The sequence below is a fragment of the Photobacterium sp. GSS17 genome (assembly GCF_028621875.1).
Taxonomy (GTDB): domain Bacteria; phylum Pseudomonadota; class Gammaproteobacteria; order Enterobacterales; family Vibrionaceae; genus Photobacterium; species Photobacterium ganghwense.
In genome coordinates, this window is the sequence record NZ_CP117517.1 from 3530800 (window position 1) to 3556980 (window position 26181).

At 56.0% G+C, this 26181-nt stretch carries 25 protein-coding genes; 15 read left to right on the forward strand and 10 right to left on the reverse strand.

The window, feature by feature from the left end:
• Positions 1–116: 116 nt before the first annotated feature.
• Genes PGW97_RS16180 through PGW97_RS16195 form a run of 4 tightly spaced genes read right to left on the reverse strand, consistent with a single transcriptional unit; the run spans position 117 to position 3407 of the window.
• A complete protein-coding gene (locus tag PGW97_RS16180; protein WP_273858005.1) occupies positions 117–725 on the reverse strand; it encodes a DNA topoisomerase family protein in 609 nt (202 codons plus the stop codon).
• A gap of 34 nt (positions 726–759) precedes the next feature.
• Entirely contained in the window at positions 760–1233 is a 474-nt protein-coding gene (locus PGW97_RS16185) for a DUF494 family protein (protein WP_047887466.1), read from the reverse strand.
• A gap of 2 nt (positions 1234–1235) precedes the next feature.
• Positions 1236–2330: a DNA-processing protein DprA gene (gene dprA, locus PGW97_RS16190; RefSeq protein WP_273858008.1), complete on the reverse strand. Its 1095-nt coding sequence runs from the start codon at positions 2328–2330 to the stop codon at positions 1236–1238.
• An 18-nt stretch (positions 2331–2348) separates the two neighbouring features.
• Positions 2349–3407, reverse strand: coding sequence for a LysM peptidoglycan-binding domain-containing protein (locus PGW97_RS16195; RefSeq protein WP_273858009.1), 1059 nt, complete (start codon positions 3405–3407; stop codon positions 2349–2351).
• A 287-nt stretch (positions 3408–3694) separates the two neighbouring features.
• On the opposite strand from PGW97_RS16195, the gene def reads away from it, so the two are divergent.
• The 5 genes from def to PGW97_RS16220 all read left to right on the forward strand — a co-directional run bounded on the left by def (position 3695) and on the right by PGW97_RS16220 (position 9609).
• A complete protein-coding gene (def, locus tag PGW97_RS16200) occupies positions 3695–4213 on the forward strand; it encodes a peptide deformylase (protein WP_047887469.1) in 519 nt (172 codons plus the stop codon).
• Positions 4214–4241: 28 nt separating this feature from the next.
• Complete coding sequence (gene fmt, locus PGW97_RS16205; RefSeq protein ID WP_273858011.1) at positions 4242–5192, forward strand: methionyl-tRNA formyltransferase; 951 nt, start codon at positions 4242–4244, stop codon at positions 5190–5192.
• Between the two features lie 133 nt (positions 5193–5325).
• Positions 5326–6609, forward strand: a complete 1284-nt coding sequence (rsmB, locus tag PGW97_RS16210; protein ID WP_273858012.1) for a 16S rRNA (cytosine(967)-C(5))-methyltransferase RsmB — start codon at positions 5326–5328, stop codon at positions 6607–6609.
• Between the two features lie 173 nt (positions 6610–6782).
• On the forward strand, positions 6783–8159 hold the full coding sequence (trkA, locus tag PGW97_RS16215; protein ID WP_047887472.1) for a Trk system potassium transporter TrkA: 1377 nt from the start codon (positions 6783–6785) through the stop codon (positions 8157–8159).
• A gap of 4 nt (positions 8160–8163) precedes the next feature.
• On the forward strand, positions 8164–9609 hold the full coding sequence (locus PGW97_RS16220; protein WP_047887473.1) for a TrkH family potassium uptake protein: 1446 nt from the start codon (positions 8164–8166) through the stop codon (positions 9607–9609).
• A gap of 80 nt (positions 9610–9689) precedes the next feature.
• On the opposite strand, the gene trhA is transcribed toward PGW97_RS16220, so the two are convergent.
• The 3 genes from trhA to PGW97_RS16235 all read right to left on the reverse strand — a co-directional run bounded on the left by trhA (position 9690) and on the right by PGW97_RS16235 (position 12123).
• The gene (gene trhA, locus PGW97_RS16225; RefSeq protein ID WP_047887474.1) at positions 9690–10349 is read right to left on the reverse strand and encodes a PAQR family membrane homeostasis protein TrhA; all 660 of its coding nucleotides are present in this window, start codon (positions 10347–10349) and stop codon (positions 9690–9692) included.
• A gap of 150 nt (positions 10350–10499) precedes the next feature.
• Complete coding sequence (locus tag PGW97_RS16230) at positions 10500–11288, reverse strand: sporulation protein (protein ID WP_047887475.1); 789 nt, start codon at positions 11286–11288, stop codon at positions 10500–10502.
• A gap of 157 nt (positions 11289–11445) precedes the next feature.
• Entirely contained in the window at positions 11446–12123 is a 678-nt protein-coding gene (locus PGW97_RS16235) for a FadR/GntR family transcriptional regulator (protein ID WP_047887476.1), read from the reverse strand.
• A gap of 345 nt (positions 12124–12468) precedes the next feature.
• On the opposite strand from PGW97_RS16235, the gene PGW97_RS16240 reads away from it, so the two are divergent.
• The 5 genes from PGW97_RS16240 to PGW97_RS16260 all read left to right on the forward strand — a co-directional run bounded on the left by PGW97_RS16240 (position 12469) and on the right by PGW97_RS16260 (position 16514).
• Positions 12469–12642: a hypothetical protein gene (locus PGW97_RS16240; protein WP_273858015.1), complete on the forward strand. Its 174-nt coding sequence runs from the start codon at positions 12469–12471 to the stop codon at positions 12640–12642.
• Positions 12643–12775: 133 nt separating this feature from the next.
• Positions 12776–13042: a YihD family protein gene (locus PGW97_RS16245; protein ID WP_047887477.1), complete on the forward strand. Its 267-nt coding sequence runs from the start codon at positions 12776–12778 to the stop codon at positions 13040–13042.
• A 277-nt stretch (positions 13043–13319) separates the two neighbouring features.
• Positions 13320–14741, forward strand: coding sequence for a cytochrome c oxidase accessory protein CcoG (gene ccoG, locus PGW97_RS16250; protein ID WP_047887478.1), 1422 nt, complete (start codon positions 13320–13322; stop codon positions 14739–14741).
• 109 nt (positions 14742–14850) lie between these two features.
• Positions 14851–15840 (forward strand): serine/threonine protein kinase, encoded by a 990-nt coding sequence (locus PGW97_RS16255; protein WP_273858018.1) that lies wholly within the window; start codon positions 14851–14853, stop codon positions 15838–15840.
• Between the two features lie 71 nt (positions 15841–15911).
• Positions 15912–16514, forward strand: coding sequence for a thiol:disulfide interchange protein DsbA/DsbL (locus PGW97_RS16260; RefSeq protein ID WP_047887480.1), 603 nt, complete (start codon positions 15912–15914; stop codon positions 16512–16514).
• Between the two features lie 81 nt (positions 16515–16595).
• Here the strand turns inward: PGW97_RS16260 and PGW97_RS16265 are convergent, their stop codons facing one another.
• On the reverse strand, positions 16596–18125 hold the full coding sequence (locus PGW97_RS16265; RefSeq protein ID WP_273858021.1) for a YifB family Mg chelatase-like AAA ATPase: 1530 nt from the start codon (positions 18123–18125) through the stop codon (positions 16596–16598).
• A gap of 406 nt (positions 18126–18531) precedes the next feature.
• On the opposite strand from PGW97_RS16265, the gene ilvG reads away from it, so the two are divergent.
• From ilvG to ilvA, 5 genes are all read left to right on the forward strand, one after another.
• Positions 18532–20178, forward strand: a complete 1647-nt coding sequence (gene ilvG, locus PGW97_RS16270) for an acetolactate synthase 2 catalytic subunit (RefSeq protein ID WP_273858023.1) — start codon at positions 18532–18534, stop codon at positions 20176–20178.
• A complete protein-coding gene (gene ilvM / locus PGW97_RS16275; protein ID WP_047887483.1) occupies positions 20178–20426 on the forward strand; it encodes an acetolactate synthase 2 small subunit in 249 nt (82 codons plus the stop codon). Before ilvG ends, ilvM begins: the two co-directional genes overlap by 1 nt.
• Positions 20427–20446: 20 nt before the next feature.
• A complete protein-coding gene (ilvE, locus tag PGW97_RS16280; RefSeq protein WP_047887484.1) occupies positions 20447–21382 on the forward strand; it encodes a branched-chain-amino-acid transaminase in 936 nt (311 codons plus the stop codon).
• 68 nt (positions 21383–21450) lie between these two features.
• Positions 21451–23292, forward strand: a complete 1842-nt coding sequence (ilvD, locus tag PGW97_RS16285) for a dihydroxy-acid dehydratase (protein ID WP_273858025.1) — start codon at positions 21451–21453, stop codon at positions 23290–23292.
• Between the two features lie 6 nt (positions 23293–23298).
• A complete protein-coding gene (gene ilvA / locus PGW97_RS16290; RefSeq protein ID WP_047887530.1) occupies positions 23299–24852 on the forward strand; it encodes a threonine ammonia-lyase, biosynthetic in 1554 nt (517 codons plus the stop codon).
• Positions 24853–24934: 82 nt separating this feature from the next.
• On the opposite strand, the gene PGW97_RS16295 is transcribed toward ilvA, so the two are convergent.
• Positions 24935–25315 carry a helix-turn-helix domain-containing protein gene (locus PGW97_RS16295; RefSeq protein ID WP_047887486.1) on the reverse strand — a complete coding sequence of 127 codons (381 nt, stop codon included), beginning with the start codon at positions 25313–25315 and terminating at the stop codon, positions 24935–24937.
• 237 nt (positions 25316–25552) lie between these two features.
• The gene (locus PGW97_RS16300; RefSeq protein ID WP_047887487.1) at positions 25553–25930 is read right to left on the reverse strand and encodes a helix-turn-helix transcriptional regulator; all 378 of its coding nucleotides are present in this window, start codon (positions 25928–25930) and stop codon (positions 25553–25555) included.
• Between the last annotated feature and the right edge of the window lie 251 nt (positions 25931–26181).

Below are 26181 nucleotides of genomic sequence, written 5' to 3' on the forward strand. Positions count from 1 at the left end.
CGATACGGCCAGACTAGAAAACACAAAAGCCGGCTTACTGCCGGCTTTATTTTGTCACATGGCCCATTGTTGCTTCACCTGCCACCGCGAGCGTGTAAACACTGGCGTGGTGCTTGTTACCCGATATCCGGTTCGCCAGTTTCACCATGTTCCGGCGCCTGCGAAACGGCATCCTGATACGCATGGCAGCGTCGGTCTGCGCACTGCAAACGCACGCCACTGGCTAGCTTCTTCTCAACCAAAAGCGGATAAGCACATTGCTGACACACCCCGGCCACAGGTTTGAGGTTGACCGCAAAGCGGCAGGACGGGTACTGGTCACAAGCGTAAAACACCTTGCCGTAACGCGATTTGCGTTCGACCAGATGCCCTTTGCCACAATCCGGACAACCCAGCTGGGTAGCCTGCGCTTTTCTTTCCGGTGACTCAATATGCTGGCAGACCGGATACGCGCTGCAACCAATAAACATGCCATAACGCCCCTGACGCAACACCAGTTCCTCACCACAGTCAGGGCAGGGGGTTGCCAGGTGTTTCACGATATGGCCGTCGTTATGGTGGAGTGGCTTGATATAATCACAGGCGGGATAAGACGCACAGCCCAAAAACGGGCCGCGCTTACCGTGTTTCATCACCAGCGCGGCACCACATTGAGGACACAGATTTTCCCGCTCTAATGCGTGCTCGTGAGCGGTAAATAACGGCTCATTCGTTCGATCAGACATCTTACTCTCTACCACTTAGTAAACCTGACCGGCTTTAGTGAATATAGCCATCTTCCATGCCATACAGCAGTTCTTCCATCTGGCTGTAGGCGCTTTCATTACCCGGTGCATTAAACAGCACCATCAGAATGATCCATTTCAAATCATCCAGGGTAAAGTCAGCCGTATCCAGCTCCATGACCCGATCAATCACCATTTCACGGGTGTCTGCGCCCAGAACATGAATCTGCTCCAGGTAAGTCAGAAAGCCACGGCAGTTGGTATCCAGGCGAGTCATCTCTTGCGCCGTGTAAATGCGCATTGATGTCACCGCACTGGTGTTCATGTATGGGGTATTTTCGGTTTCTTGCAATGCGGCCAGTTTCTCAAGCCATTCCAGGGCCTTGTAAATATCTTCCTGATGGAACCCAGCTCGCAGCAATTCTTCGGATAATTCATCCTGATCGACCATCAATTCCACATCGCTGTGGATATAGGTCTCAAACAGGTACATAAGGATATCCATCATAACTAGCCCCTCCTCGCTCTGATATAGCCACCTGGTACAGCAGTGACCATCCCGAGCAGTTCCAGTTCAAGTAACTGCATCATGACTTCCTGAACAGGTTGCCCACTGCGCTCAGCAACTACATCTACGGGTGTTGCCTCACTGCCTACGTTAGCCAACAGCGCTGGAAATGGCAATTTTTCATTTTCAGGTTGTGCGAGCGATTCATCCGAATGGCTATTTTTTACGCAGCTTGTCAGCGCCCCGACTTCTTCAAAGATATCGACCGGTGTTTCGACCAGTTTGGCACCATTTTTTATCAGGGCATGGCAGCCTCGGCTCCCGGGATAATGAATCGGGCCGGGCAGGGCAAAGACTTCCCGCCCTTGCTCTAAGGCATACCGCGCCGTAATCAGCGAGCCACTTTTCTGCGCCGCCTCTATCACCAGTACGCCGACCGAGAGTCCGCTGATCACTCGGTTGCGACGCGGAAAGTTCTGCGGCCGAGGCGATTCATCCGGCCAGAACTCAGAGACCAGCGCCCCTTGCTGCGTAATCAGGCTCGCCAGCTCACGGTGTTTGGCCGGGTAGATCCGATCAAGGCCCGAGCCCAGTACCGCTACTGTGGCCCCGCCATTTTTCAGCGCTCCGTAATGCGCCTGACCATCCACCCCTAACGCCAATCCGCTGGTCACCACATACTCGGCCGCTACCAGTGCAGCCGCAAATTCATAAGCCGCTTCCCGACCGTCGATACTGGCTGAGCGGCTGCCGACAATAGCCAGCTGTGGCTGCAGCAACCAGTGCGGCTCTCCCCGGACAAACAATAAAGGAGGAGGTGAAGCGATTTCTTTAAGTAAAGCAGGGTAATGAGAAGAATCTAAGGTGAGTATAGTCTGGCCCGGCTGGCTGGCCCAACGCAGACAACGATCAATTTTTGCCATCGGAGGCTGGCGAAAGTGACTCACTTGGCGGGGAGTCATACCGATGCCCGTCAACTCTTCGGCCGACATCGCACGCAGGGATGACGGAGTCACATGTTCCAAGATACGGCTGATCCTGACGCCGCCCAGACCCGGTGCAGACGCCAGAACCAACCAATCAACTAATGCCGTCATGTTACGTACTGCCGTGGTTCAGCCGTGATGTGGAGGCAAGGCGAGGGTACCCGGCACAAAAGGCTGGGTCGCCCGGGTTACCACTCCCAGGGCAAAATGCTCATATGCCCGAATCACGACCATTTCACCAACCGGCACCTGGCTCAGGACAAACTTCTGCTGCTGGAAACTCACTCCCTGATAATCATAACTACCTTTCTCACCCACCACGCCGGCACCAGCCCGGTACAGGTTAAACACATGGCCAGCCTGCACGCCGTCAAGGTGCCCAAGGTCAATCACAACCGGATCGTGGGTCGCGATATAACGCATGCCCCCTAAATGACCGACAACGCTGCCGGACACATCGGCGGGCGGCGCAGAAGGCGCAAAGCTGAGGTTGAGATCCTCCCGGCCAAGCGGCGCAGGCAGCAGAATGTCATTTTGTCTGACTTCGCCAAGGAAAGTGGTCAGAGTCAGCGCACTTTTCTCACTGTCGGCCTGCGTCACTTTGGCTCGGGCAATTTCCTTCAACCCCATCACTTCCCGAGTGTCGCCGTTTGCCAATTCACGTTCAAAGCGCTTGTCCGGACGGTAGACCCACCACACATCCCCGGTTTCCAGCGGCGTGTCAGCCCAAATTAAATCTTCTTCCGCCATATAATCTCTGGCCCGGCTGCTGCCGACCACCCGTGGCAGACGATCCAGATGGGCTGGTGTCATCAACTTATCTTGCGCCAGAAATGGCAGCATCAGGGAAGACTGCAGGGTGGTGATCGGGGTGCGTACAATCCGAACCTGCGGTGACAGTTTCAAATGACGCTTCAGTTGCAGGCGCGGCTGGCCATTCACCCACACCAGGTGGATTTGATCGCCCGGATAAATCAGGTGCGGATTTTTGATGTAATCATTCGCCTGCCAAAGGGTCGGCCACAGCCAGGGGCTGGACAGGAAATGGGCGGAAATATCCCACAAAGTATCGCCTTTTTTGACGGTATACACCTCAGGGGCACCGTCAATGACCTTCGGCTGCGGCGGCTTAGCCCACCCCGTTCCGTGAAATCCGGCCAATACCAAGACAATGACACGCAGCCACATACATCCCTTCCTGTTCTACTTCGCCGTGCCGCTCCCCATGGCAAGCACCTGACTGGGTCATCAGGCTGGCATTGCGGGGAAAAGGTGTCTAGCGCTTCCCCACGCCGTGCCGCGACTTTTCGGCACGCTTCACCTTTCCTTTTTCTCTGTTACACAAAAAGGCACGTTATCCTCGGCGAACAGGGCACCCCGCGACCGTCAGGGACTGTTATTTGGCGCTTAAAATGACTAGAATTAGAGCAACTACGAATCTTGAGTAATCCGTACTGTCTTTTTAACGAGTATCTATGTCTGTATTGCAAGTATTAACATTCCCTGATGAGCGCCTGCGCACCGTAGCAAAACCGGTTGAAGCAGTGACACCTGAGATCCAGAAAATTGTCGATGACATGCTGGAAACCATGTATGACGAGGAAGGCATCGGCCTTGCCGCCACTCAGGTGGATATCCATCAGCGCATCGTGGTGATCGATATTTCTGAAGAGCGCAATCAGCCAATGGTACTGATCAATCCGGAAATCATCGAAAAACGCGGTGAAGACGGAATTGAAGAAGGCTGTCTGTCTGTACCGGGCGCCCGAGCCCTGGTTCCACGTGCGGCCGAAGTGACCGTTAAGGCACTGGATCGTGACGGTAAGGAATACCAATTTGATGCCGACGACCTACTGGCTATCTGCGTACAGCATGAGCTTGATCACCTGAAAGGTAAGCTGTTTGTCGATTACCTGTCGCCGCTGAAGCGTAAACGTATTCAGGACAAACTGGCCAAAATCAAACGCTTCAACGACAAGCACGCGAACAACTAAGCCTAACCCCGATTTAAGGACGTTTACCTTGAGCAAGCCTTTACGAATTGTCTTCGCAGGTACTCCGGATTTCGCCGCCCTTCACCTGGCGGCGTTGTTGTCTTCAGAGCACGACGTGATTGCCGTCTATACCCAACCCGATCGCCCAGCCGGTCGTGGGAAAAAACTGACGGCCAGCCCAGTGAAAAACATTGCACTGGCGCACAATATTCCGGTTTATCAGCCTGAGAACTTCAAGTCTGAAGAAGCCAAGCAGGAGCTGGCTGCGCTGAACGCCGACATCATGGTCGTGGTGGCCTATGGCCTGCTGCTGCCGCAAGTGGTCCTGGATACCCCGCGTCTGGGCTGTATCAATGTCCACGGTTCTATTCTGCCGCGCTGGCGTGGCGCCGCACCGATCCAGCGCTCCATCTGGGCCGGTGACGCCGAAACCGGCGTGACTATCATGCAGATGGACATCGGTCTGGATACCGGCGACATGCTGAAAATCGCCACCACGCCGATTGAAGCGACCGATACCAGCGCCACCATGTATGACAAGCTGGCAGAACTGGGGCCGGTCGCCCTGATTGAATGTCTGAACGACATTGCCGCCGGTACGGCGGTGCCGGTGAAACAAAATGATGCACTGGCTAACTACGCGAAAAAACTCAGCAAAGAAGAAGCCCAGATCGACTGGTCTATGGATGCCGCGGCGATCGAACGCTGTGTTCGTGCGTTCAATCCCTGGCCGATGAGCTACTTCACCGTGGCCGAGCAGAATATCAAAGTCTGGCAGACCGCCGTGGAAGCAGACAACCAGGGCAAAGCCCCGGGCACCATTCTGGCTGCCGATAAAAACGGTATTCTGGTCGCGACCGGGCAAGGCGCGCTGCGTCTGATTGAGCTGCAACCTCCGGGTAAGAAAGCCATGAAGGCACAGGATCTGCTGAACTCGCGCCGAGAGTGGTTCACCCCGGGTAACGTACTCTCATCATAAGCTGACTCAGCGGCCTGACGCGTTATTCGTCATGGCGCGCGGATCCCCAGGCCAGTGCTTGCACTGGCCTTCGTTTTTTCTTCCCCGGCTCGCTGTCCCGGCGAGGGTGGGGCGATAACATCAGGAAAACTGCATGAATGTAAGAGCCGCTGCGGCAAAAGTGGTGTATCAGGTTGTCGATCAGGGCCAGTCCCTGTCAACAGCACTGCCAGCCGCCCAACAAGACATCAAAGAACGCGATCACGCGCTGCTGCAGGAAATGTGCTACGGCGTATTGCGCTGGCTGCCCCGCCTGGAAGCCATTACCCAGGAACTGATGGACAAGCCACTGAAAGGCAAGCAACGGGTTTTCCACCATCTGATCCTGGTCGGCCTGTACCAGCTCGGTTACATGCGGATCCCGGCGCACGCAGCAGTGGCTGAAACCGTGAATGCCACCAAGCCCCTGAAAAAGCCACAGCTGCGGGGCCTGATCAATGCCATTCTGCGTAACTACCAACGCCAGCAAGAGGCTCTGGATACCCAGGCGACCAGCCACGATGCCGGCCGTTACGGCCATCCGGGCTGGCTGTTGAAACTGCTGCAAACCAGTTACCCGGATCAGCTGGAAGCCATTGTCACGGCTAATAACACCAAAGCACCGATGTGGTTGCGGGTTAACCGCCGTCATCATGATCGGGATAGCTACCGCGCCCTGCTGGATGAAGCTGGCATTGCGACCGACATTCACCCACAGGCGCCGGATGCCCTGAAACTGCACAGCCCGTGTGAGGTCAGCCGACTGCCGGGCTTTGCTGATGGTTGGGTTTCGGTACAGGATGCCGCCGCGCAACTGTCCGTCGAATACCTGCAGCCGCAGGCCGGTGAACTGATTCTGGACTGTTGTGCTGCTCCGGGCGGAAAAACCGCGCACATTCTGGAACGTCAGCCGCAAGCCAAAGTGGTGGCAATTGACTGCGATGAACAGCGCCTCAAACGGGTTTACGACAACCTGCAGCGCTTGCAGCTCGACGCCGAAGTACTGTGTGCCGATGCCCGTCATCCTGAACAGTGGTGGCATGGCGAGCAGTTTGATCGGATTCTGCTGGATGCCCCATGTTCGGCAACCGGCGTGATCCGCCGCCATCCGGACATCAAGTGGCTGCGCCGCGCAGACGACATTGAAGCACTGGCGCAGTTACAGGCAGAGATCGTGGATGCGATGTGGCAACAGCTCAAGCCAGGCGGCACCCTGGTGTACGCAACCTGCTCCATTACGCCGCAGGAAAACAGTGAACAGGTCAAAGCGTTCCTGTCCCGTACCCCGGAAGCGACCCTGATGGACAGCGACCCGGCACAACCGGGCCGTCAGATCCTGCCGGGTGAACACGACATGGACGGCTTCTACTATGCGGTGATCCGCAAAACGAACGCATAATCAGAAAGCGGAACTTGGTTAACAAGTTCCGCTTTTTCTTTGCAGCTTTCCTCCTGTTTGAGGCAGTTCGCCACAGGGGTGAAAACTAAGTTATTCTAAATGGATAGAGATCAGCATGACCCTCATCCTGAAGCGTAGTAACCTACAACGATTCCAATAATCAGGCACATGCTATGAAAATTATCATTCTCGGTGCCGGTCAGGTCGGCGGTACGTTGGCTGAAAACCTGGTTGGCGAGAACAACGATATCACCATCGTCGATAAGGATCCGGAGCGTCTGCGAGAGCTGCAGGACAAATATGACCTGCGTGTAGTACAGGGCTTTGCCAGCCACCCACGTACCCTGCGGGAAGCCGGTGCACAGGACGCCGATATGCTGGTGGCCGTCACGAACTCTGACGAGACCAATATGGTCGCCTGCCAGATCGCCTTCACCTTGTTCAATACCCCGAACCGGGTCGCCCGTATCCGTTCGCCGGAATACCTGAAAGAAAAAGATCCGCTGTTCCAGTCAGATGCTGTGCCGGTTGACCATTTAATCGCACCGGAAGAGCTGGTGACCGGCTATATCGAACGCCTGGTCGAATACCCTGGCGCCCTGCAGGTTGTCGGGTTTGCCGAAGACAAGGTGGGCCTGGTGGCGGTTAAAGCCTATTACGGCGGCCCGCTGGTAGGGAATGCCCTGTCGGCACTGCGTGAGCACATGCCGCACATCGACACCCGGGTCGCGGCCATTTTCCGTCAGGGACGGCCAATCCGCCCGCAGGGCACCACGATTATCGAGGCGGATGACGAAGTGTTCTTCGTGGCGGCCAGCAACCATATCCGCTCGGTCATGAGTGAACTGCAGCGCCTGGAGAAGCCGTACAAACGCCTGATGATTGTCGGCGGCGGTAACATCGGCGCCGGTCTGGCGCGCCGCCTGGAGCAGAGCTACAGCGTCAAGCTCATCGAGCGCAATCCGGAGCGGGCGGAAAACCTGTCGGAAATGCTGGAAAATACCATCGTGTTCTGTGGCGATGCGTCGGATCAGGAACTGCTGAGCGAAGAGCACATTGAGCAGATTGACGTGTTTATTGCGGTAACCAATGACGATGAGGCCAACATCATGTCAGCCATGCTGGCCAAACGGATGGGGGCCAAGAAAGTCATGGTGCTGATTCAGCGCGGCGCTTACGTGGACCTGGTCCAGGGCGGCACTATCGATATTGCGATCTCGCCGCAGCAGGCAACCATTTCGGCCCTGCTGACCCACGTGCGCAAGGCCGATATCGTCAACGTCTCGTCACTGCGACGCGGCGCGGCTGAAGCCATTGAGGCAATCGCCCACGGTGATGCCAGCACGTCGAAAGTCGTGGGCCGGGCCGTCGGTGATATCAAGCTGCCGCCGGGGACCACCATTGGTGCCGTCGTCCGTGGTGACGAAGTGCTGATCGCCCATGACCGAACCGTGATTGAGCAGAACGACCACGTGGTGATGTTCCTGGTGGATAAAAAATACATCCCGGACGTCGAACGCCTGTTCCAGCCTAGCCCGTTCTTCTTGTAATACTATGGTCAATTATCGTCCCATCCTCTTCGTGATCGGGCTGGTGCTGTCAAAGATCGCCCTGTTCATGTATGTCCCGACCCTGGTGGCGTTTGTCACCGGGACGGCGGGCTTTATCGACTTCGCGACGGCGGTGCTGATCACCCACGTGGTCGCTTTTCTGTGCCTGACATTTGGCCGGACCGACGAGTTCAAGCTCGGGGTACGCGATATGTTCATGATCACCACCTTGGTCTGGACTATCGCCAGCGCCTTCGCCGCACTGCCGTTCGTGTTCATCAACCATATCAGTTTTACCGATGCCTATTTCGAGACCATGTCAGGGATCACCACGACCGGTTCGACGGTGCTGAGCGGATTGGATGACATGGCACCGAGTATCCTGCTGTGGCGTTCGACATTGCAGTGGCTCGGCGGGGTCGGATTCATCGTAATGGGGGTGGCCATCCTGCCGATGCTGAACGTGGGCGGGATGCGGCTGTTCCAAACCGAATCGTCCGACTGGTCGGAAAAAAGTTCACCGCGAACTAAAAGCGTGGCCAAAAATATCGTCAACGTGTATCTGTGCCTGACCGGGTTGTGCTTTGTCGGTTACCTGATGGCCGGAATGAACACCTTTGATGCCATTAACCACGCCTTCACCACCTTGTCGACCGGCGGTTACTCCACTTCCGATGGCTCCATGAACCACTTCTCCAATGCCGCCCACTGGGTGGCCATCGTGTTCATGTTTGCCGGAGGCCTGCCGTTCCTGCTGTTTGTCCAGGTGCTGCGGAAAAAACACCCGCGAACCCTGCTCAAAGATGCCCAGGTACAAGGCTTTACCCTGCTGGTGCTGTGTGCTGGTCTGGCGGTCGCCCTGTGGCTGACGTGGCAGCGCGACTACCCGTTTGCCGATGCTTTCCGGGTCTCGCTGTTCAACATTATCTCGGTTGTCACCACCACCGGCTTCGGTCTGGACGATTTCAGCTCCTGGGGGCCATTCCCGACCATCGTGTTTGCGTTCATGATGCTGGTCGGCGGCTGCTCCGGCTCCACTGCCGGCGGGGTCAAAATCTTCCGTTTCCAGGTCGCGTTTGCGCTGCTGCGCAAGCAGATGATGCAGCTGATTCATCCTTCCGGGGTGTTCATCCAGCGCTATAACGGGCGTCCGGTTACCGACGGTATCGTACGCTCTGTCGTGGCCTTTGCCCTGACCTTCATTCTGACCATCGTGATTGTGGCGGCTGTGCTGGGCATGCAAGGGCTGGATGCCATCACCAGTATCACCGGGGCGATGACCGCGGTGGCCAACGTTGGTCCCGGCATGGGAGAGGTAATCGGCCCGACCGGTAACTTCGCGACCTTACCGGATATGGCGAAATGGACCCTGAGCCTAGGCATGCTGATGGGGCGTCTGGAAATTCTGACCGTGCTGGTGCTGTTCTTCCCGGCCTTCTGGCGTAACTGAGCCTCAGAATAAAAAAGCCCCAAACGAAAAAGAGAGCCGCATGGCTCTCTTTTCAATTTCCCGTCTCGATGGTCATCCCCTCAGACCGGGTCAACATAGAAGTAAATCGCCAGAAAATGGCAGACCGTGCCGCCCAGCACAAACACATGCCAAATCGCATGGTTAAACGGAATGCGCTGATTGACATAAAACAGTACCCCGAGCGAGTAAATCACCCCGCCGGCCGCCAGGAGCACCAGCCCGCCGGTCTCCAGCGACATTGCCAGTGGATACACGGCAATCAGTGACAGCCAGCCCATCGCCAGGTACGTGGCCAATGACAGCCGCTTAAAGCGGTACACAAAAACAATTTTGACCAACATCCCGAGCAGGGCAATCAGCCAAATCACCGCCATCAGGGTAATGGCCAGCGGGGTCCGCAGGGTGATCAGCAGGAAAGGGGTATATGTGCCGGCAATCAGCAGGTAAATGGCACAGTGGTCGAAAGTTTTCAGGGCCCGCTTAGCACGGGCAAACGGAATGGCATGATAGAGGGTCGAAGCCAGGTACAGCACGATCATGCTGCCGCCATAAATACTCAGACTGGTAATACTCAGTGCATCAGCATCGGCCTGCACCGCCTGCATCAGCAACAGCACCAGCCCGACGATGCCAAAAATCATCCCCAGGCCGTGACTGATACTGTTTGCCACTTCCTCTGCGACCGAATAGCCGGATCGCAAAGTCAATGATTTCGCCATGTTCGCGCTCCCTTTCACTGTCCCGAAAATCCCCGCCGCACGCTTGCGGCAAGGCCATATTGCATATTGTTTTCGGCAGTATGGCACACTTTAGCTTACACGTGTAAGCTAAATTTTCAGGGGCAGGAACCGACGCTAAGGGAGTGAAGTTCAGGTGTGCTGATCAAGGAATTCCAGCACCATCTCACCAGCCTGCTGTGGGTGCATACCCGTCGGTAATTCCAGGTAACGCTTCAGTTCGCCGCGCCCCAGCAAGCTCGACAGCATGCCGCTAAACCCGTTCTGGCGACGATCGACCTCAAACCACAATTGCAATGCCTGCTCATCGCGGTAGGCTACAATCTCCAGCTCGCGCCAGCGCCCGTGGTACGGACCGGAGACCGGCACAAACTCAAACTCCTGTACAAACGGCAGGGCAAAGTTTTTCGCCGCCTCGCACTCGACCTGGCGAATGCGCAGCCCGGCCAGCTCCAGCGCAGTAAACACTCCATCCATCAACGGATCCGGACGGACAGTCAGGCGATCCTTGTCTTTCGGGTCAACGGCCATCGGAATATCCAGATGGGTTTCCAGCCACACCTTAGCATCCCCGATGGTAATCGGCGTATTGAACGGCAGCTCCAGCGTGGCCGAAAACTGGCGCTCTTCGTTGGCCTGAATTTCAAAAGCGTAGGGCAGGGACCATTCCGCCAATTTACACACCTGGGTGATGGTTTCTTTACGGTGCTGGTTGTCACCGCGGCTGCTTTCCACTTCTTCGCGGTAGTGGCAGCAGAGGTAGAGATCAATATTGTCGATCTGCTGACTGACCTTCCCGCCGTGTATCTGGATCTCCACCTGCAGGTTACCGCCGGGGATCAGTACGTCCTGGTGAACCAACGTATCAACCCGGGCCGAGCCTATTCCCAGGCTAGCCAGGCTTTTTCGGAACAATGACATCAGGCATCTCCTTTGCGCCGGCAACGCCGTGCTGGGCCCTGCCGAAACGATATGAATTCCTATTAATATTGCAGCGAACCGGCGCCGCCTGCAAGCACCGTGATGGAAGCGACGTCACGCCCATAAAAAAACGAAGCCGTGGCTTCGTTTTTTTGTTTCACTTTAGCAACTCAATGGTCGCCTGGCGGGCCGCATCCGGATCCCGCGCCATGATGCCATCAACCACTTGCTGGTGCAGCTCCAGCTTGAGCAACCGGTCGCGGATAATCACCCGGAAATAATTTTCAAACACCGCCTTGAACAGGTTGCCAAACGGGCTGATAAAGTGATTGCCGGAAGCAAAATAAATCAGCTGATGGAACCGGGTATCCACATCGACCCAACGCTCCTGATCGAAGTGCTCACCCAGCTCATGCATTTCCACCATCAGGGCACACAGCTGCGCACGATCAGCCTCACTGGCATTCAGGGCAGTTAACGCCGCGGCTTCCGGTTCCAGTGTGATACGGACGCGCTGAAACTCTGAGACCAGTTCTTCGTGCTGATCGAAATTGAGCCAGGCCAGTAAATCCTGATCCAGATAATTCCAGTTGCGCTTTGGCAGTACCCGGGTACCGATACGCGGGCGGGGCAGAACCATCCCTTTGGCCGCCAGCATTTTGATCGCTTCGCGAATGGCAGTCCGGCTGACACCATACATTTCTCCCAGCTCAACTTCGCCGGGCAAGATCTCACCAGGAGCCGGTTCGCCGCGCAGAATCTTCTGTCCGATCGCTTCAGCCAGTTTATATGACAGGTTACGGCTGGTGACCTGACGTTGCAGATCGTGATCCATTTACTTCCTCCAGAGGCTCTTGTTATTGACCTGCCTGTCAATCTTTAGCAGGCGTTTATTGCCAGTCAGCCGCATTAGACCACAAAGCCGCGCCGGTGCAACGGCTTATCTTCTCAGATGGCGAGCTTGCTAACAGTTCGGGTGCAAAATCCCGGCCGGACAAAACGGAAAAACCTTAATCAATATGCCGGATTAATACTCGACTTGCGCATAGGTAACTGCTATTCTCGCGGCGAAAAAAACAATGTCTTATTTATTTCCGCTGAGGAACGGCCCAGCCAGCATGAGCAAGCGGAAATACACCATAAACCCTGGCCACGGATGAGCCTGACTTGTAGGTAAACCATGCGCCCAACCTCCTTTGTCAGGTACAGCACTCCACGCAGTCCTTCCCGTCTGCGCAGTACCTTTCACGCTCCAACGGTAAAACCAAAACAACCGCAGACAACGCTGACTGCCGTACCGACCGCTTCCCCGGTCGTCAACCCGATGCCAGCCAGCACTGAGCAAGCGGCATAACCGGTCCGACAGGCAGCCTAGGCTGCCTGTGCTTTTTTCTGTCCCACCGGTTGGTATCACGCCGGAGAATGGTATACTTTTTACCCTTATAAAAAGTACGACATTACCCCAGCCTTTATTTGCGGAGCCTGTTATGAAAACCCATCGCGTCAACGAGCTGATCGAGCTGCTTCATCCGGAATGGCAGAAAGACCCGGACCTTAACCTGGTTGAGTTTCTGCTTAAGCTGGCGGAAGAAGCCAAGTACCAGGGCAAGCTGGAAGACCTGACCGACGATGTGCTGATTTACCACCTGAAAATGCGCAATGCGGACAAGCAGGCGATGATCCCGGGCATCGCTAAAGACTGCGAGGAAGATTTTAAAACCGCCATTCTTCGCGCCCGTGGCATCATTAAGTAATCACACAATCTTATCCCCCAGTGCCCACTCACCGCCGGCACTGGGCGGTGCCTTTTGTCCTTTCCCTTTTATTAATTTTCCTTCTGTTATAGTCCTTTAGCACCCATTCTGTATCTGTTGCTCAAACTATGACCTTGCTAGAGTTATCGCTCCAGCGGCTGAGATATAATCGCTCGATAACATTCTGTTACGAATGACACAATCGGCTCGGCAATGTACCGGCCGTCAACCCCTGACTATAGTTACCCATAGGGGGCTACCCAAGGAAAGTAATGTCATGAGCCAAGAGAAAATCAAGATCAAGGATATCACCCCGCCCACGTTCAACCCCAAAACGCATAAAGGGGAGGCGGATCGCTTCAATCCGAACAACCGGATTTACGTCCGGGCCGTAAAAGGGATTTACCAGCAACTGCGCCAACGTATGGGCTGGCTGCTGATGCTGCTGTTTTTGGGCCTGCCGTGGATCCCGTACGGTGATCGCCAGGCCATCCTGCTCGATATCGGGCAACAGCAGTTTAATTTCTTCGGCACCACCCTGTGGCCGCAGGATCTGACCCTGCTGGCGACCCTGTTTATGATCGCGGCCTTTGCCCTGTTTTTTGTCACCACCTTCCTCGGCCGGGTCTGGTGCGGTTATTTCTGCCCGCAAACCGTATGGACCTTCATCTATATCTGGTTTGAGGAAAAGCTGGAAGGGCCGGCCAACAAACGACGCAAGCAAGACAGCATCGCGCCCACTGCCAAACTGATGGGACGCAAGGTACTCAAGCATATCGCCTGGCTGGCGGTTGCGCTGGTCACCGGGCTGACCTTTGTCGGTTACTTCCTGCCGGTCAAAGCGTTGTTTATCGACTTTTTCACGTTCAACACCAGCTTCTGGGCTGGCTTTTGGGTGCTGTTTTTTGCTGGCTGTACCTATGCCAATGCCGGTTGGATGCGCTCCATCGTCTGCATCCATATGTGCCCCTACGCCCGCTTCCAGTCAGCGATGTTCGATAAAGACACCTACATTGTCGGCTACGATGTGGCACGCGGTGAAACCCGCGGCCCGCGCTCACGCAAGAAAGATCCAAAAGAGCTCGGACTGGGAGACTGTATCGACTGTAACCTGTGTGTTCAGGTCTGCCCGACCGGGATCGACATCCGGGACGGCCTGCAGTACGAATGCATCAACTGCGGTGCATGTATCGATGCCTGTGACGAAACCATGGAGCGGATGGGATACGAAAAACGTCTGATCAGCTACACCACCGAGCACAAGCTGGAAGGCAAGAAGACCCATGTGATGCGGCCGAAACTGCTCGGCTACGGGGTCGTGATGGTTGCCATGGTGGGCCTGTTCTTCTACTTACTGGCGTCGATTCAGCCTATGGGACTGGATGTACTGCGTGACCGCAACCAGTTGTTCCGGGAAAACTCGGAAGGGTTGGTCGAGAACACCTACACCCTGAAAATTCTGAACAAGACGCAACAGCCGGCCGTTTTCACCCTGACCGCCAGCGGCCTGGAAGATATCAAATGGTATGGCCCGAGCAAGGTCACCGTGTCGGCTGGTGAGGTTTACTCTCTACCGATCAGCCTGGGGGTTGACCCGTATGTGATGGAGAGCAGCATTGCCGATATTACATTCACGCTGACTCGTGAAGACGGCACCAGCATCAGCACAGAAAGCCGCTTTATCGGCGATCTTCGCTAACCCCCACGCCTGGATTCGTCCGCGCCACAGCAACACAGACAGGGCCTTTTCCGGCCCTGTCTTATTATGGTGGTATACTTGTGCCATCTGTAGCTTGCGGAAATTATCCATGACCACCCCACAAGGTTTTAGTTTTGCCGATCTCAGCCCGGACCTGCTGCTCGATGCCCTCGACAGCACCGGGATTCGGGCCGAATCCGGCCTGCTTGCCCTTAACAGCTATGAAAACCGGGTCTACCAGTTTATGGCTGAAGATGGCGCGCGTTACGTCACCAAGTTTTACCGTCCCCAGCGCTGGAGCGATGCCCAGATTCTGGAAGAGCATCAGTTCACCCTCGAACTGGCCGAGCAGGATATTCCGGTCGCCGCGCCTCTGGTCCATAACGGCAGCACCCTGCATCATTACCAGGGACACCGTTTCGCGCTGTTTCCCAGCCTGGGCGGGCGCCAGTTTGAAGTGGATAATCTCGATCAGCTGGAGTGGGTCGGCCGCTTTATGGGCCGGGTGCACAGCGTCGGCCAGAAACAGGCCTTTGCCCACCGCCCGACGCTGGGACTGGAGGAATACCTGTATCAGCCGCGTCGCCAGCTCGAGCAGGCCGACTTTATTCCGGATCACCTGAAAGCCGCGTTCTTCAATGATCTGGACTTCCTGATTCGCGAAATCGAACAACACTGGGACAACAGCTGGCAAAGTATCCGCCTGCACGGCGATTGCCATCCCGGCAACATTTTATGGCGGGACGGGCCACTGTTTGTGGATCTCGACGACGCCCGTAACGGCCCGGCCATTCAGGATTTATGGATGCTGCTGAACGGCGAACGCCAGGATAAACTGGTACAGTTAGATACCCTGCTGGAAGCCTATGACGAATTTGCCGATTTTGATGTTAACCAATTGAAACTGATTGAGCCTTTGCGCGGTCTTAGAATGGTGCACTACATGGCTTGGCTGGCAAAACGGTGGGAAGACCCGGCGTTTCCGCAGGCTTTCCCGTGGTTTGCGGATGCAAAATACTGGGAAGGGCAAGTACTGGCGTTCAAGGAGCAACTTGCAGCACTCAATGAACCGCCATTGCAGCTGATGCCGCAATGGTAATCACCATAAATCAACAAACCGGGCAACACCGCCTGTAAGTTCAGTTATTATTTCAGGGAGTTACTAGAAACATGTTAAAGAAAATTCTGGCTTTCGCCAGCATCGCACTGCTATCACTATCCGTTCAGGCGGCAAAATTCACCGAAGGCGACTACTACAAAGTGCTCGACCTGCCAAAATCCAGCACCCCGGTCGTCACCGAGTTTTTCTCGTTCTACTGCCCACACTGCCATAACTTCGAGCCGATGATCCAGCAGCTGAAAAAAGCCCTGCCGGACAATGCCAAGCTGCAGAAAAATCATGTTTCTTTCATGGGCGGCGCGATGGGCACATCTATGAGTAAAGCCTACGCCACGTCAGTGGTTCTGGGTGTGGAAGACAAGATGATTCCGGTGCTGTTTGCCCGCATTCACGACATGAACAAACCGCCACGCAATGACGAGGAACTGCGCCAGATCTTCATCGACGAAGGCGTAAAAGCGGAAGACTTTGACGGTGCATTCAACAGCTTTGCCGTCAACTCCATGGTAAACCGCTTCAATAAAGCGTTTAAGGACAGCGGTCTGACCGGCGTGCCAGCCGTCGTGGTCAATAACAAGTACCTGGTGCAAACCAGCAATATCCGCTCTGCCGATGAGTACTTCGAACTGGTCAACTTCCTGCTGACCAAATAAGTGCTCCGCACACCACGGAAAACAGGGCCTCAGGCCCTGTTTTTGTTTCTGCGGCTGATACCTGTTGCGTTACAGCTCCTTTTAAACCATTTGAGCTGACAACTGTTTCAATAACCGATCCATCGCCCGGTAACCGAGTGCTTCCGCCAGATGAGCCCGGCTGATCCGCTCACACCCGGCTAAATCGGCAATGGTGCGCGCCACCTTGATAATACGGTGATAGGCCCGAATCGATAAACCAAGCTGGTGCAAGGCGGTTTCCAGAAACTCCGCATCCGGCTTATCCAGCGCGCAATACTTGTCCAGCTCCCGAGTCGAAAGCAGGGCATTCACCCGTCCGGCACGCCCTTGCATGATATCCCGCGCCTGCGCCACCCGTTGGCGGATCACCACACTCGGCTCCCCCCGATCGCCCCCATCCGCCAGTGTGCCGCGCGGCAGGGCAGGGATCTCAATCGACATATCGAAACGATCCAGCAACGGGCCAGACAGCCGCCCCAGATAGCGCAAGATCGCCTGCGGGTTGGTGCGTGCCTGACTGCCTTCGTAGTAGCCGGTCGGGCTGGGATTTAATGCCCCAATCAGCTGAAAGCGAGCCGGAAACGTCATTTTGCTGGTGGCTCGGGAGATCACAATCTCGCCGGATTCCAGCGGTTCACGTAAAGAATCCAGCACTTTACGTTCAAATTCCGGCATTTCATCCAAAAACAGGATCCCGTTATGCGCCAGGGAAATCTCCCCCGGCCGGGGCACCGAGCCCCCGCCCACCAGCGCCGCCATCGAGCTGGAATGGTGCGGCGTTCTGAACGGCCGACGCCGCCAGTTGCCTTCGTGAATGCTCTGTTGAGTCAGCGACGCCACGGCCGCGGTTTCCATGGCTTCCGCGACCGTCATGTCGGGCAACAGATCGCACAATCGTGACGCAAGCATGGTTTTTCCGGTTCCGGGCGGCCCCAAAAAGAGCAGGTTGTGCCCGCCGGCCGCGGCAATTTCCAGCGCCCGTTTCCCTTGCTGCTGACCAATGATGTCCTGCATGTCGCGGGACACGCCACTCGGTGGCGGGTCTTCATGCGGGGCCGAACAGCTGAGCGAGAGGCTAGCCTGTCCGCACAAATGGCCACATACCGCCAGCAAGGACGGGGCCGATTTGTGGAGAGCCTTCCCCACCAGCGCCACCTGATTGCCGTTCTGATCCGGGACGACCAGGCACCGTCCGGCCTGCTTGGCCGCGAGCGCCGCAGGCAACGCTCCCTTGACCGGACGCAGCTCCCCCGACAGGGCTAACTCCCCCAAAAACTCGGTATTTTGCAGTGATGTATCAGGGATTTGGCCGGAAGCGGCGAGTATCCCCAACGCAATCGGCAGGTCAAACCGGCCGCCTTCCTTGGGTAAATCCGCCGGAGCCAGATTGACCGTTATCCGCCGGGACGGGAACTCAAACCCGGCGTTGACAATCGCACTGCGGACCCGATCCTTGGCCTCTTTCACACTGGTTTCCGGCAACCCCACCAGTGCCAGTGCCGGCATTCCGTTACTGATATGGACTTCCACCGTCACCGGCGGCGCTTCCACTCCCACACACGCTCGACTATGGACAATAGCAAGGTTCATGAATCACCATTCTGTTGATACTTTAATCAGATAAGTTAATGAAATTCATAGACTATGTGGCTTAAGTAACCTTTTTTTGTCTACTCGCTGTACAAAAAAGCGAAAGTTTTTGCTTGTCATGCGAGCGATGTCTGTGTTACCACTTAGTAAACACAACATAGAAACATAAAAAACCGGACAGACAGTCAATGCAATTTAACGCCAATGTTCTCCTTCTCATTATTAACGTCATCGTGGTGATTATTTCATCGCGAGGGGGACGAGCAGGCGTAAATTAGCAATCACATGCAAACACGCAAACAGCCCCCGCAGCCAACCAGCTCCGGGGGCTTTTTTGTGAACAATAACCAAGAATTCGCTGAATAATTCAGCGCATCGCCAACAGGGACAACAAGGGAGAGCAGCGATGACAGGAGCAGAGTTAGTCGTACAAGCGCTGCAACAGCAGGGGATCACAACAATTTTTGGCTATCCGGGCGGCGCAATCATGCCGATTTACGATGCCCTCTACGGCAGTGAAGTGGAACACATCCTCTGCCGTCATGAACAGGGAGCCGCCATGGCCGCCATCGGGATGGCAAGAGCCACACAAAGCGTCGCGGTCTGCATGGCCACATCCGGCCCGGGGGCGACGAACCTGGTCACTGGTCTGGCTGATGCCTTCCTCGATTCTGTCCCGCTGGTGGCGATCACCGGCCAGGTTGCCAGCTCTCACATCGGTACAGATGCCTTCCAGGAGATGGATGTGATCGGAATGTCGCTAGCCTGTACCAAACACAGCTACCTGGTGACCGATATCCATGAACTGGCCCCGACCCTGGCGGAAGCGTTTGAAGTTGCCCGCACCGGCCGTCCCGGCCCGGTACTGGTAGACATCGCAAAAGACGTGCAGCTGGCCGAGGCACCGGTCACGACCTTGCCGCTGTTCACTCCTCCCGCTCTCCCGGAAGTGACTACCGAGGCACTGGCCGCTGCCCAGCAGCTTTTGGCTGACAGCCAACGCCCGGTGTTGTATGTCGGCGGCGGGGTGCAACTGGCCCACGCCACCCACACGGTACGCGCCTTCCTGGCCATGAACCCAATGCCGGCGGTCAGCACCCTGAAAGGGCTGGGCACCATCGAGCGCCATCACCCGCATTATCTTGGCATGCTGGGGATGCACGGCACCAAAGCAGCCAATCTGGTCGTGCAGGAATGTGATCTGCTCATCGCCGTTGGAGCCCGCTTTGATGACCGGGTGACCGGCAAGCTGGAAACCTTCGCGCCGCATGCCAAAGTGATCCATATAGACATTGATGCCGCCGAAATCAACAAACTGCGCCATGCCCATGCCCCGCTGCGCGGGGACATCAACCAGGTGCTGCCGCAGCTGGAACTGGCGCAAGATATCAGTGAATGGGTCACCCACTGCGATACCCTGCGTACCCGTTTCAAGTGGCGTTACGACCACCCGGGCGAACGTATCTACGCCCCGAAAATGCTGAAACAGCTCTCCGATATGATGCCGGACAGTGCCATGGTGTCGACCGATGTCGGCCAGCACCAGATGTGGGCCGCACAGCATATTCAGCCACGAGAACCTCAGAACTACATCACTTCTGCGGGTCTGGGCACCATGGGCTTCGGCCTGCCGGCAGCAATGGGCGCGAAAGTGGCCCGCCCGGAGGATGAATCAATCCTGATCTCCGGGGATGGCTCTTTCATGATGAATGTGCAGGAGCTGGGCACCCTGAAACGCCGCCAGATCCCGGTCAAAATGGTGCTGATTGATAACCAGCGACTGGGAATGGTACGCCAGTGGCAGTCGCTGTTCTTTGATGGCCGCCACAGTGAAACCCTGCTCGACGACAACCCGGATTTTGTCACGCTGGCCAGTGCCTTCGGGATTCCGGGCAAAACCATCACCCGCAAAGAAGACGTTGAACCGGCCCTGCAAACCATGCTGGCCAGTGACACCGCTTACCTGCTGCATGTGGTGATCGCCGAAGAAGACAACGTCTGGCCACTGGTTCCACCCGGTGCCGCCAACCAGGATATGCTGGAGAATACTTAATGGACCGATATTTACTCGACATCAAAGCGGATGATAAGCCAGTATTACTAGAGCGGATTTTACGCGTTATCCGCCACCGTGGTTTCATTATTAAGCAAGTGAATGCGACGCAAAACCATGAAAGCAAGATCGCCACTATCGCAATTCTTGTGGACAGTGACCGTCCCATTTCAACCCTCATCAATCAAATTGAAAAACTGTGGGACGTCCTGAGCGTTGAAACCACGCTCATTGATAACCGAGATTAGTTTTTAAGGAAGGAACAAACATGGCCAATACAGCGGAATTTATCTGGTTCAACGGTGAAATGATCCCTTGGGGCGACGCCAAAGTACACGTCCTGACCCACGCAATGCATTACGGCACGTCAGTCTTCGAGGGGATCCGCTGCTACAACACCCCGAACGGTCCCGCGGTGTTCCGTCATAAAGAGCACATGGACAGGCTGAAAAACTCGGCCAAGATTTACCGTTTCCCGATTCCGTACAGCACTGACGAACTGATGGAAGTGTGCCGGGAAACATTGCGCGTTAACCGCCTGGATTCTGCCTACATTCGCCCGCTGGCGTATGTCGGTAATGTGGGCCTGGGTGTCTGCCCACCGGTTGGCACAGAGATGGATGTCATGGTCGCGGCTTTCCCGTGGGGGTCTTACCTGGGTGAAGAAGCGCTGGAAAATGGCGTGGATGCAATGATCTCAAGCTGGCACCGCGCCGCACCGAACACCATCCCGACCGCTGCCAAGGCCGGTGGTAACTACCTGTCGTCCCTGCTGGTTGGCGGTGAAGCCCGTCGCCACGGCTATGCCGAAGGGATCGCCCTGAGCGTAGACGGCTACCTGTCGGAAGGTGCCGGTGAGAACCTGTTTGTGGTACGCAACGGCATTCTGTCGACCCCGCCGACCACCAGCGCCATCCTGCCGGGCATTACCCGTGACTCCATCATGGTCCTGGCCAAAGAAATGGGTTACGAAGTGCGTGAAGAGAACATTGCCCGCGAAGCCCTGTACCTGGCAGATGAAATCTTCATGACCGGTACGGCGGCAGAAATCGTACCGGTCCGCAGCGTGGATCAAATTACCGTCGGCGCCGGTAAACGCGGTCCGATCACCAAAGCCGTTCAGGAGGCGTATTTCGGCCTGTTCAACGGCACCACGGAAGACAAATGGGGCTGGCTGGATTACATCTACCCGACTGACAAGTAACTGATAGACCCGGCCAGCAGCCTCGCTCACCGCTGCTGGCCAGACCCAACTGCAAAAGGATTGTTGTTATGCCCAAGTACCGCTCCGCCACCACCACTCACGGCCGTAATATGGCCGGTGCCCGCGCCCTGTGGCGTGCCACCGGTGTCAAAGACGAAGATTTCGGTAAACCGATTATTGCCGTGGTGAACTCATTCACCCAATTTGTTCCCGGCCACGTTCACCTCAAGGACCTCGGCCAACTGGTCGCCCGGGAAATTGAAGCTGCGGGCGGTATCGCCAAAGAATTCAACACCATTGCGATTGATGACGGGATTGCCATGGGCCACGGCGGGATGCTGTATTCGCTGCCGTCCCGTGAGCTAATTGCCGATTCCGTGGAATATATGGTCAATGCCCACTGTGCCGACGCCATGGTGTGTATCTCCAACTGTGACAAAATCACCCCGGGAATGCTGATGGCCTCCATGCGCCTCAATATTCCGGTGATTTTCGTTTCCGGCGGCCCGATGGAAGCCGGTAAAACCAAACTGTCGGATCAGATCCTCAAGCTGGATCTGGTCGATGCGATGATCCAGGGAGCCGATCCAACGGTTTCTGATGAACAAAGCGAGCAGATCGAGCGTTCCGCCTGTCCCACCTGCGGATCCTGCTCTGGCATGTTTACCGCCAACTCCATGAACTGTTTGACCGAAGCGCTGGGCCTGAGCCAGCCGGGGAATGGCTCACTGCTGGCGACCCATGCCGACCGCAAACAACTGTTTCTCAGCGCCGGTCAGCGAATTGTCACTCTGACCAAACGCTACTACGAGCAGGATGATGACAGCGTGCTGCCGCGCAACATCGCCAGCAAACAGGCCTTCGAGAACGCCATGGCCCTTGATATCGCCATGGGCGGCTCAACCAATACCGTGCTCCATCTGCTGGCAGCCGCGCAGGAAGGCGAAGTGGACTTCACCATGACTGACATCGACCGGATGTCCCGCCAGGTCCCACACCTGTGTAAAGTCGCGCCGTCCACTCAGCAGTACCACATGGAAGATGTCCACCGTGCTGGTGGCGTGTACGGCATTCTTGCCGAGCTGGACCGTGCTGGTCTGCTGCACAGCCATTGCTACAACGTACTGGGCGAAACGTTCGCTGAATCCTTCAAGCATTTTGACGTCATACAAACCGAGTCTGAAGACGTCAAAGCCTTCTACCGTGCCGGACCGGCTGGCATCCGTACCACCCAGGCCTTCTCACAAGAATGCCGCTGGGACACCCTGGACGATGACCGCGAAAACGGCTGCATCCGCAACCACGAGCATGCGTTCAGCCAGGATGGCGGACTGGCGGTACTGTCCGGCAACATGGCACAGGACGGCTGTATCGTGAAAACCGCCGGGGTCGATGCCAGCATCCTGACCTTTACCGGGCCAGCTGTTGTGTTCGAGAGCCAGGAAACCGCCGTGGAAGGCATTCTGGGCGGTAAAGTCAAAGCCGGTGATGTGGTAGTGATCCGCTATGAAGGGCCGAAAGGCGGACCGGGCATGCAGGAAATGCTGTACCCAACCACCTACCTGAAGTCGATGGGACTGGGCAAAGCCTGTGCCCTGATCACGGACGGCCGTTTCTCCGGCGGCACCAGCGGCCTGTCAATTGGCCACGTCTCACCGGAAGCAGCCAACGGCGGCACCATCGGCCTGATCGAAGACGGCGATACCATTGCGATTGATATCCCGAACCGTTCGATCGACCTGCTGGTGGACGATGCCACCCTGGCGACACGTCGTGCGGCGGCGGATCAGCGCGGCTGGAAACCACTGGATCGCCAGCGTGAAGTGTCCTTCGCCCTGCGTGCCTACGCTAACCTGGCCACCAGCGCCGACAAAGGCGCAGTCCGCGATAAATCGAAACTGGAAGGATAACGAATGATGAGCGAAGCCACTCAGGCCAGAGAGGTCACTTTACCCAACGGCGCGGATTACCTTCGCGACATCCTTCGGGCTCCGGTGTATGAAGTTGCACAGGTCACACCGCTGCAGGCCATGCCTCGTCTGGCGACCCGACTCGGCAACCAGATTCAGCTCAAACGAGAGGACCGCCAGCCGGTCCACTCTTTCAAGCTGCGCGGTGCCTACAACATGATGGCCCAGCTCACCGAGCCCCAGCGCCGCGCTGGGGTCATTGCGGCCTCAGCCGGCAACCACGCCCAGGGGCTGGCCATGTCGGGCAAACACCTCGGGGTTCAGGCCACGATTGTCATGCCGCGTACCACGCCGGATATCAAGGTCGACGCAGTGCGCAGCTTTGGCGGTCAAGTCGTGCTGCACGGCAGCAACTTTGACGAAGCCAAAGCCCATGCCGAGATGTTGGCGGGCCAGCACGGCTACACCTTTATTCCGCCATTTGACCACCCGGCGGTCATTGCCGGGCAGGGCACCATCGGGGTCGAGCTGGTGCAACAGAACGGCCACCTGGATTACATTTTCGTGCCGGTCGGCGGCGGCGGCCTGGCAGCCGGGGTCGCGGTTCTGATCAAGCAGCTGATGCCGCAAATCAAAGTCATTGGGGTCGAAGCTGAAGATTCGGCCTGTCTGAAAGCAGCGCTCGATGCCGGTGAGCCAGTTACGCTGGATCAGGTCGGCATGTTTGCAGACGGGGTGGCGGTCAAGCGCATTGGCGAGGAAACGTTCCGTCTGTGCCAGCAGTATCTGGATGGCGTGATCACGGTCAGCAGCGATGAAATCTGCTCTGCCGTCAAAGATATTTTCGAGGATACCCGTGCGATTGCCGAGCCTTCCGGCGCGCTCTCGCTGGCCGGACTGAAAAAATATGTCGATAAGCACCAGCTCCGAAACAAGCAGCTGGCAGCTATCCTGTCCGGTGCCAACCTCAATTTCCACGGCCTGCGTTACGTCTCCGAACGCTGCGAGCTGGGCGAAAAACGGGAAGGATTGCTGGCCGTGACCATTCCGGAACGACCAGGGGCTTTTCTCGATTTCTGCCATCTACTGGGCGGCCGTGCGGTGACCGAGTTTAACTACCGTTATAACGATGACAGCCTGGCAAATGTGTTTGTCGGGGTGCGCCTGTTACAGGGGCAGGAAGAACTCGACAACATCATTGCGGACTTGCGCAAAGGCGGTTATCCGGTAGTGGATTTATCCGACGATGAGATGGCGAAAGTCCATGTCCGTTACATGATTGGCGGACGTCCGTCCAAGCCGCTCAAGGAGCGTCTCTACAGCTTCGAGTTCCCGGAATACCCAGGTGCGTTGCTGAAGTTCCTGACGACGCTGGGCACCCGCTGGAATATCAGTCTGTTCAATTACCGTAACCACGGGGCTGACTATGGCAGAGTGCTGTGCGGCTTTGAAATGGATGACGCCGATTTACTTTCGTTCACCAGCCACTTGCGCGAGCTGGGTTACAGCTGGAAGGACGAAACCGGTAACCAGGCGTACCAATTCTTCCTGGCACAGTGAGATCATCAACATAAACCATCGCGGCCCAGATCTGGGCCAGGATGTAACGGGCCGGCGGCGAGGGCAACTCGCTCACGGCCTGCTATTCGCAGGCAGCCTCATCGGGCTGGTGGTGATGCAGGTAATCAAGGCAGGCCTTCAGTTGACCAATATGGCTGGTCAGCAATTGTGAACGCAGGGGTTCCGGCAGTTGGCGATACAGTGACAACAATGGCTGCATATCCGGCTGACACCGCTCGGTAGTATGCGTACTCTCTTCAACCATGAACCAGCTGACCGGCCGCTCCGTCAACGCGGCGATACTGAGCAACACGGTAATGCGGGGCTCCGTTTTGCCGGTTTCCAAATCTAAGTAAGTTTGGCGGGCAATGCCCAGTCGCTTGGCCATCGCTACCTGCGACAAGCCTTTCCACTCTCTTGCTTCCTTAATCCGTTTTGCTATCTGCGGTTTAGCAGTAACCATTCAAACCGTCCCCTCAATTTCCATACGGCATCTCAGCAGTTTACCGTCTGGCCCAGCGCCAAACGGATCTGCCTATTGTCAAAACGGTCAATTATTGTCTGTCGTTCCTCCCTGCACGACGCTGGAAAAGTAAAAGTGTGATATTGGGCAACAGGTGTCACTAAAACGAGACACTCATCCTTTATAGATGCCGTCCAACTCAGACACAACAAATGAGATAAACGCAGTTAACTGCCACTACTTATCTCTTTGCGTCAATGCTTTAGTGTATTCCGCCATAAAACCTGCCAGGTTGATACTCTGTTGCAGAATTACATTCCGGGCAGAGTGGGGTAATCGGCTGAAATACTGAAGCAGGCGATCAATTTCGTCCTTATATTCACTTTCCAGGATTTCGATCCCTTCGTCCCCGTAGACAAACCAGGTTAGCGGTCGCTCAGTAATTTCTGAGATTTCCGATAGCACCCTGACCTTAGGCTCCGTCTTCCCGGTCTCTAAATCAAGATAGGTCTGGCGTGCTACTTTGAGTTGCTGGGCCATATGGACCTGTGTCAGCCCTTTCCATTCCCGGGCCTCTTTAATACGGGCTGCGATTTTGGCTTTGGAATCAGTCATGTCTCACCTCCAATCCGACTTCAATGAACATTGCCTAGCTTTCATTACGGAGTTGCACAACATAAGCCAACTTGCCAACACGGCTAAAAATCAAAGATTAACAACAACATAAAACTCAACTTTATCTTTGAGGTTGTATTTTGATTCGCAATAAGTAACCAACCTGCCTGTATTTTCTATTTCGCAAAAAATCCTGCACTCCAGTCTAGATAGTAGACCTCTGGACACCGGCAAAATAAAAAAGGCATCCT

What these genes read in the sequence shown, in the direction of transcription:
- trkA (WP_047887472.1), top strand. Translation starts at nt 6,783, where the DNA reads ATGAAAATTATCATTCTCGGTGCCGGTCAGGTCGGCGGTACGTTGGCT.
- ccoG (WP_047887478.1), top strand. Translation starts at nt 13,320, where the DNA reads ATGAGCCAAGAGAAAATCAAGATCAAGGATATCACCCCGCCCACGTTC.
- PGW97_RS16220 (WP_047887473.1), top strand. Translation starts at nt 8,164, where the DNA reads ATGGTCAATTATCGTCCCATCCTCTTCGTGATCGGGCTGGTGCTGTCA.
- PGW97_RS16300 (WP_047887487.1), bottom strand. Translation starts at nt 25,930, where the DNA reads ATGACTGATTCCAAAGCCAAAATCGCAGCCCGTATTAAAGAGGCCCGG.
- ilvG (WP_273858023.1), top strand. Translation starts at nt 18,532, where the DNA reads ATGACAGGAGCAGAGTTAGTCGTACAAGCGCTGCAACAGCAGGGGATC.
- ilvD (WP_273858025.1), top strand. Translation starts at nt 21,451, where the DNA reads ATGCCCAAGTACCGCTCCGCCACCACCACTCACGGCCGTAATATGGCC.
- def (WP_047887469.1), top strand. Translation starts at nt 3,695, where the DNA reads ATGTCTGTATTGCAAGTATTAACATTCCCTGATGAGCGCCTGCGCACC.
- PGW97_RS16230 (WP_047887475.1), bottom strand. Translation starts at nt 11,288, where the DNA reads ATGTCATTGTTCCGAAAAAGCCTGGCTAGCCTGGGAATAGGCTCGGCC.
- rsmB (WP_273858012.1), top strand. Translation starts at nt 5,326, where the DNA reads ATGAATGTAAGAGCCGCTGCGGCAAAAGTGGTGTATCAGGTTGTCGAT.
- trhA (WP_047887474.1), bottom strand. Translation starts at nt 10,349, where the DNA reads ATGGCGAAATCATTGACTTTGCGATCCGGCTATTCGGTCGCAGAGGAA.
- PGW97_RS16265 (WP_273858021.1), bottom strand. Translation starts at nt 18,125, where the DNA reads ATGAACCTTGCTATTGTCCATAGTCGAGCGTGTGTGGGAGTGGAAGCG.
- PGW97_RS16195 (WP_273858009.1), bottom strand. Translation starts at nt 3,407, where the DNA reads ATGTGGCTGCGTGTCATTGTCTTGGTATTGGCCGGATTTCACGGAACG.
- ilvM (WP_047887483.1), top strand. Translation starts at nt 20,178, where the DNA reads ATGGACCGATATTTACTCGACATCAAAGCGGATGATAAGCCAGTATTA.
- PGW97_RS16180 (WP_273858005.1), bottom strand. Translation starts at nt 725, where the DNA reads ATGTCTGATCGAACGAATGAGCCGTTATTTACCGCTCACGAGCACGCA.
- ilvA (WP_047887530.1), top strand. Translation starts at nt 23,299, where the DNA reads ATGAGCGAAGCCACTCAGGCCAGAGAGGTCACTTTACCCAACGGCGCG.
- PGW97_RS16235 (WP_047887476.1), bottom strand. Translation starts at nt 12,123, where the DNA reads ATGGATCACGATCTGCAACGTCAGGTCACCAGCCGTAACCTGTCATAT.
- PGW97_RS16240 (WP_273858015.1), top strand. Translation starts at nt 12,469, where the DNA reads ATGCGCCCAACCTCCTTTGTCAGGTACAGCACTCCACGCAGTCCTTCC.
- ilvE (WP_047887484.1), top strand. Translation starts at nt 20,447, where the DNA reads ATGGCCAATACAGCGGAATTTATCTGGTTCAACGGTGAAATGATCCCT.
- PGW97_RS16245 (WP_047887477.1), top strand. Translation starts at nt 12,776, where the DNA reads ATGAAAACCCATCGCGTCAACGAGCTGATCGAGCTGCTTCATCCGGAA.
- dprA (WP_273858008.1), bottom strand. Translation starts at nt 2,330, where the DNA reads ATGACGGCATTAGTTGATTGGTTGGTTCTGGCGTCTGCACCGGGTCTG.
- PGW97_RS16185 (WP_047887466.1), bottom strand. Translation starts at nt 1,233, where the DNA reads ATGATGGATATCCTTATGTACCTGTTTGAGACCTATATCCACAGCGAT.
- PGW97_RS16295 (WP_047887486.1), bottom strand. Translation starts at nt 25,315, where the DNA reads ATGGTTACTGCTAAACCGCAGATAGCAAAACGGATTAAGGAAGCAAGA.
- PGW97_RS16255 (WP_273858018.1), top strand. Translation starts at nt 14,851, where the DNA reads ATGACCACCCCACAAGGTTTTAGTTTTGCCGATCTCAGCCCGGACCTG.
- PGW97_RS16260 (WP_047887480.1), top strand. Translation starts at nt 15,912, where the DNA reads ATGTTAAAGAAAATTCTGGCTTTCGCCAGCATCGCACTGCTATCACTA.